Origin of the sequence: Mesorhizobium sp. M2A.F.Ca.ET.039.01.1.1 (assembly GCF_003998035.1) — a bacterium.
GTDB lineage: Bacteria > Pseudomonadota > Alphaproteobacteria > Rhizobiales > Rhizobiaceae > Mesorhizobium.
This window is the reverse complement of sequence record NZ_RZRY01000428.1, coordinates 1-5545: the sequence shown is the minus strand read 5'-3', so window position 1 is coordinate 5545 and position 5545 is coordinate 1. Positions and strand designations below refer to the sequence as shown.

At 63.3% G+C, this 5545-nt stretch carries 6 protein-coding genes; 3 read left to right on the top strand and 3 right to left on the bottom strand.

The features are described 5' to 3' along the window. From EOA24_RS25890 to EOA24_RS25880, 3 genes are all read left to right on the top strand, one after another. The coding region (locus tag EOA24_RS25890; RefSeq protein WP_133374611.1) for an alpha/beta hydrolase at positions 1 to 369 on the top strand (369 nt) is incomplete at its 5' end. 82 nt (positions 370 to 451) lie between these two features. Beyond that, positions 452 to 1624 (top strand): CaiB/BaiF CoA-transferase family protein, encoded by a 1173-nt coding sequence (locus tag EOA24_RS25885; RefSeq protein WP_126081963.1) that lies wholly within the window; start codon positions 452 to 454, stop codon positions 1622 to 1624. After that, the gene (locus tag EOA24_RS25880) at positions 1621 to 3270 is read left to right on the top strand and encodes a thiamine pyrophosphate-binding protein (protein ID WP_126081962.1); all 1650 of its coding nucleotides are present in this window, start codon (positions 1621 to 1623) and stop codon (positions 3268 to 3270) included. The genes EOA24_RS25885 and EOA24_RS25880 overlap by 4 nt, the downstream gene beginning before the upstream one ends. A 227-nt stretch (positions 3271 to 3497) precedes the next feature. On the opposite strand, the gene EOA24_RS25875 is transcribed toward EOA24_RS25880, so the two are convergent. From EOA24_RS25875 to EOA24_RS25865, 3 genes are all read right to left on the bottom strand, one after another. Beyond that, positions 3498 to 3935 carry a CHRD domain-containing protein gene (locus EOA24_RS25875; RefSeq protein ID WP_126081961.1) on the bottom strand — a complete coding sequence of 146 codons (438 nt, stop codon included), beginning with the start codon at positions 3933 to 3935 and terminating at the stop codon, positions 3498 to 3500. A 164-nt stretch (positions 3936 to 4099) separates the two neighbouring features. Further along, positions 4100 to 5071 carry an ABC transporter substrate-binding protein gene (locus EOA24_RS25870; protein ID WP_042637338.1) on the bottom strand — a complete coding sequence of 324 codons (972 nt, stop codon included), beginning with the start codon at positions 5069 to 5071 and terminating at the stop codon, positions 4100 to 4102. A gap of 39 nt (positions 5072 to 5110) precedes the next feature. Then, a partial coding sequence (locus EOA24_RS25865; RefSeq protein ID WP_127410200.1) for an ABC transporter permease subunit occupies positions 5111 to 5545 on the bottom strand: 435 nt, incomplete at its 5' end.

Below are 5545 nucleotides of genomic sequence, written 5' to 3'. Positions count from 1 at the left end.
CTATTCGACTGGCTCTCGCGCGACGCGATCGAGGTCGACAAATATGTCGCCGACCCGCTCTGCGGCTGGGACGCCTCGATCTCGATGTGGCGCGATGTCGTCAACATGGCGCAGCACGCCGGCAAGGATTCCAGCTTTGCCGGCGTTCGGCGCGACCTCTTCGTCAACCTTCTCGGCGGCGAGAAGGATCCTGCGTCAGACTACGGCAAGGCCGTGCATCATTTGGCAAAGCGCATGCAGGCGATGGGCTTTTCGAATCTGGTTTCAAAGGTTTACGCCGACACCCGCCACGAAAGCTTGAACGAGATCAACCGCGACACCGTCATGAACGATTTCGCCGCCTGGGCCGACAGCGTGCTGAAACCCTGATCCGGCTTGGCCTACTGCATGGGGTCGTGACACGACCGGTGCGGGTTGCTAGAGGCTGCCTTTCGTTAGAACACGGTGATCCATGGCCGAACCCCCGCTGAAAGGCATCCGCGTTATCGAACTTGCCCGCATCCTGGCCGGCCCCTGGGCCGGCCAATTGCTGGCCGACCTCGGCGCCGACGTCATCAAGGTCGAGAGCCCGGACGGCGGCGACGATACCCGCAAATGGGGCCCGCCCTTCGTCATGAGCCATGACGGCGAGAACCTCTCGGCCGCTTATTACCACTCCTGCAATCGCGGCAAGCGTTCAATCGCCATCGATTTCTCCCAGCCCGAAGGCGCCGAGACGCTGCGCAAGCTGGTCGCCACCGTCGATGTGCTGATCGAGAACTTCAAGCTCGGCGGCCTCAAGAAATACGGCCTCGATTATGAAAGCCTGAAGGCGATCAATCCGCGCCTCGTCTATTGCTCGATCACCGGCTTCGGCCAGGACGGTCCCTATGCGCCCCGCGCCGGCTACGATTTCATCATCCAGGCCATGGCCGGCATGATGTCGATTACCGGCGAGCCGGGCCGCGAGCCGCAGAAGGCCGGCGTCGCCATCTCCGACCTCTTTACCGGCCTCTATTCGGTGATCGCCATCCAGGCCGCACTTCGCCATGCCGAAAGGACCGGCGAGGGCCAGCACATCGACATGGCTCTTTATGACAGCCAGATCTCGGCGCTCGGCAACCAGAACCTCAACTATCTGGTCTCCGGCAAGTCGCCGGTGCAGATGGGCAATGCGCATATGAACATCGCGCCCTATGAAGTGCTGCCGGTGAAGGATGGCCACATTATCCTGGCTGTCGGCAATGACGGCCAGTTCGGCAAGTTCTGCGCCGTGGTCGGTCTCGCCGATCTGCCCGCTAATCCGGATTTCGCCACCAACCCCGCGCGGGTCGCCAACCGCGCAAGGTTGCGTGAGACGATTATCGAGAGGCTGGCTACATTCGACCGCGATTCGCTGCTGGCGAAGCTGGAGGCCGCCGGAGTGCCGGCGAGCCCGATCAACACGATCGGCCAGATGTTCGCCGACCCGCAGACCATCGCGCGCGGGATGCGGCTCGACCTTGACGACGGCCATGGCAACCGCCTGCCCTCGGTGCGCGCGCCGATGGTGATGTCGGGCACACCGCTCGTCTATGAGCGCTCCTCGCCGCGCCTTGGCGAGCACACCGCGGAAATCCTTGCCGAATTGGAGAAAGCAAAATGAAGACCGGCGGACAACTGATCGTCGAGGCGCTCGAGGCGAACGGCACCGACCGCATCTTCTGCGTTCCGGGCGAATCCTATCTCGCAGTGCTCGACGCCCTGCATGACTCCTCGATCCGCACCATCGTCTGCCGCCAGGAGGGCGGTGCCGCGATGATGGCCGACTGCCAGGGACGGTTGACCGGCAAGCCCGGCATCTGCTTCGTCACCCGCGGCCCAGGCGCCACCAACGCCTCGGCCGGCGTCCATATCGCCATGCAGGATTCGGTGCCCATGATCCTGTTTATCGGCCAGGTCGCCAGCCACGCCAAGGAACGCGAGGCCTTCCAGGAGGTCGACTACAAGCGTTTCTTCGGCGACATCGCCAAATGGGTGGTCGAGATCGACGATGCCGCGCGCATTCCCGAATTCGTCACCCGCGCTTTCTCGGTCGCGACGTCAGGACGCCCCGGCCCTGTGGTCATCTCGCTGCCCGAGGACATGCTGACCAGCGAGGTCGAGGCTCCGGCAGCCCTTCCGCACACGCCGGTCGAGACGCGTCCCGGCGAAGCCGAGCTCGATGCGGCGCAAATGCTGCTCGCCAACGCCAAGCGTCCCTTCGTCATCCTCGGCGGCACGCGCTGGAACGAGGAAGCCGTGGCGCAGATGCGCGTGATCGCCGAGACGTGGTCGCTGCCGGTCGGCTGCTCATTCCGCCGTCAGATGCTGTTCGACCATCTCCATCCGAATTACGCCGGCGATGTCGGCATCGGCATAAATCCCAAGCTCGCGGAGCGGATCAAGCAGGCCGACGTCGTGCTTTTGATCGGCGGCCGCCTGGGCGAGATGCCGTCTTCCGACTACACGCTGTTGAAAAGCCCCTACCCCGACCAGGCGCTGGTGCATGTCCATGCCGACGCCGGCGAGCTCGGCCGCGTCTACCGGCCGACGATTGCGATCAATGCCTCGCCCGCCGCTTTCGTCGAGGCCTTCGCCAAATGCAAGCCCGCCGCTAGTCCTTCCTGGGCGGCCGAGGTGGAAAAGGCGCATGCCGCGTATCTCGAATGGTCGACGCCCCCTCAGACCGGCCCAGGCGCCGTGCAGATGGGCCCGATTATTGAGCATCTTGGAAAGGTCCTGCCGGAAGACGCCATCCTCACCAACGGCGCCGGCAACTACGCCACCTGGGTGCATCGCTTCTACCGCACCCGCCGCTTCGGCACGCAGGCGGCGCCTACTTCCGGCTCGATGGGCTACGGCACGCCCGCGGCCGTCGCCGCCAAGTCACTGTTCCCGGATCGCACCGTGATAGCCTTCGCCGGCGACGGCTGCTTCCTGATGAACGGCCAGGAGTTCGCGACCGCTGTTCAGTACGACCTTCCGATCATCGTCATCGTCGTCAACAACGGCATTTACGGCACGATCCGCATGCATCAGGAGCGGGAATATCCGAGCCGCGTCGTCGCCACCGAACTCAAGAACCCGAATTTCGCGGCGCTCGCCCGCGCCTATGGCGGCCATGGCGAGACGGTGGAAAAGACCGCCGACTTCGCGCCGGCCTTCGAACGCGCGCTGGCCAGCGGCAAGCCGGCGATCGTCGAGATCAAGCTCGATCCCGAAGCGATCACTCCGACCCGCACGCTGACGCAGATCCGCAACAAGAGCTGAGTGCCTGCAAGGTATAGGCAGCGATCCTTCGCGCCCCCCTCTGGCCTGCCGGCCATCTCCCCCACAAGGGGGGAGATTAGCAGTTCCATCGCCCCGCCCTTTTGAAACGCTGGTGATTGGCGAAAGCCGGCGTGACATCTGATCTCCCCCCTTGTGGGGGAGATGGCCGGCAGGACAGAGGGGGGCGCTGTCCCGCCAGCCTTCAAAGGCCAATGCAATTCGCCGTGCTACATCGCCTTCTCGATCTGGCCGCGGATCTCGCCGTCCTTGTTCTTGGCGGTGTGGACGTTGACATAATATTTGCCGGCCTCGAGATCGGCCGCCTGTGCGTCCGTCAGCGTCGCCGATCCCTTGATTGGGCTCTTCAGCTTCTTGAACGGGATGACCGGGTCCGCGTTCGCGCCCATGTCCGCCGGACCGTGGATGTGGGCAGCCACGGCAGGCCCGCTGAGGCCGGAATATTTGACGTTCCAGCTGAGCTTCTTGCTTGTCGTGTCAAAGGTCAGTGTGGCGGTCCCCTTGCCCTTGGTGGTGACTGGCGGGCTCTGCTGGCCGCCATCGAGCGTCGCCTTGAACTTCATCGTCTCGGCCATGGCCGGCGATGCGAGAAGGAAGGCGGTCGAGACGGCCAAGGCCGAAAGCATCGGCACGGATAGGATGCGCATGAAGAACCTCCGTTGATTGCAGCATCCTCCACGGCTCCCCGACGTGCGGATGCGCCAATCAACGGTTGGGTCGCCGGATGTATCCCGGCACACGATTATTTTACCGCAACACGAAAAAGGGGCGGTCGCCCGCCCCTTTCCACCTTCCGCGTTGAGCGCGGAGCTTACTTGATCGCCTTATCGGTGATCGCGGTCGTGTAAGCGCCGCTTGCCTCCTTGCTGATGATCTTCTGGTCGAGCAGCGCCTTGGCGGTGCGCTCGTAAGCGGCCGGGATCAGCTTGCCGTCGGCGTTGTCGACCAACTTGGCCACTTCCTTCATCATGAACTTCTGGTGGTTCTCGTCCTGGCCGCCGGCGTCGACGACGATTTCCGCCGCCTCGTCGGTGTTCTCGGTGGCGTATTTCCAACCCTTCATCGAGGCGCGCACGAAGCGCACCATCTTGTCCTCGAAGGCCGGATCCTTGAGCTTGTCCTCGAGCGTGTAGAGCCCGTCTTCCAACAGGTCGTTGCCCATGGCCGAGTAGTTGAAGACGATCAGGTCTTCCGGCTTGTAGCCGGCATCCAGCACCTGGCCGTATTCGTTGTAGGTCATGACCGAGATGCAGTCGGCCTGCTTCTGGATCAGCGGCTGCACGTCAAAGCTCTGCTTGAGCACGGTGACGCCGTCCGGGCCGCCATCTGTCTTGAGACCGATCTTGTTCATCCAGGCGTAGAAGGGATATTCGTTGCCGAAGAACCAGACGCCGAGGGTGTGGCCCTTGAAGTCGGCTTCCGTCTTGATCGGTCCGGCCTTGGGGCAGACCAGTTCCATGCCGGCCTTCTTGAAGGGCTGGGCGATGTTGACGAGCCCCACGCCCTTGTCGCGGGCGGCGAGCGCGCCGCCCATCCAGTCGACGATGACATCAGCGCCGCCGCCGGCGATCACCTGTTCGGGCGCGATATCCGGGCCGCCCGGCTTGATGTCGACGTCGAGGCCTTCGGCGTCATAGAAGCCCTTGGCCTTGGCGACATAATAGCCGGCGAACTGGGCCTGCGTGACCCATTTCAATTGCAGTGTAACCTTGTCGGCGGCCATCGCCTGGAAGGCGGCCAGCGACATGGCGCCGGCCAAAGCGGAAATCAGCAGTCTTTTCATGTTTTTACCCTCTGAAGTTAGTGCCCAAACCCACCGCCCCTATCCACCTCGGACAGAGGGATGCCAAAACGTGACGGCTCTCTCGATGAGAGCGACCACGCCATAAAAGACCGAACCCGCCAGTGCTGCAACTGCGATTTCGGCCCACACCATGTCGATGTTCATCCGCCCGACTTCCGTCGAGATGCGGAATCCCATGCCGACCACTGGCGTGCCGAAGAACTCCGCGACGATGGCGCCGATCAGGGCCAGAGTCGAGTTGATCTTCAGCGCATTGAAGATGAAAGGCATTGCCGCCGGCAGCCTGAGCTTGACCAGCGTCGGCCAATAGCCGGAAGCATAAGTGCGCATCAGGTCGCGCTCCATATGCCCGGAAGCGGCCAGCCCCGCGACCGTGTTCACCAGCATCGGGAAGAAGGTCATGATGATCACGACCGCGGCCTTAGACGGCCAGTCGAAGCCGAACCACATGAC